The sequence below is a fragment of the Bacillus sp. SIMBA_074 genome (assembly GCF_046534555.1).
Classification (GTDB): Bacteria; Bacillota; Bacilli; order Bacillales; family Bacillaceae_G; genus Bacillus_A; species Bacillus_A mycoides.
The window spans coordinates 1-250 of the sequence record NZ_JAWRYM010000953.1 but is presented as its reverse complement, the minus strand read 5'-3'; the positions used below and the strand labels follow the sequence as shown (position 1 = coordinate 250).

Below are 250 nucleotides of genomic sequence, written 5' to 3'. Positions count from 1 at the left end.
CGGGGACCGCCCAAGCCCCTGACCGCGTGCGGCCGCGGGTGTTGCGTGGAGGCACAACGAATGGAGGTCACGGATGTCTTTCCCTGAGCAACAGCAGCAGCCGCCCGGCGACACCGAGTCGATGGAGCCGCGGCCCGACCACGGCGAGGAGAGCTACCGCGGAAGCGGCAAACTGACCGGCAAGGTGGCGCTGATCACCGGTGCGGACAGCGGCATCGGCAAGGCCGTCGCCATCGCGTACGCCCGGGAG

General features: G+C 70.4%; 1 pseudogene. It reads left to right on the top strand.

Annotated features, from left to right (window positions below):
- Positions 1–73 precede the first annotated feature (73 nt).
- A pseudogene (locus SB773_RS33600) lies at positions 74–250 on the top strand (NAD(P)-dependent dehydrogenase); the annotation flags it as partial.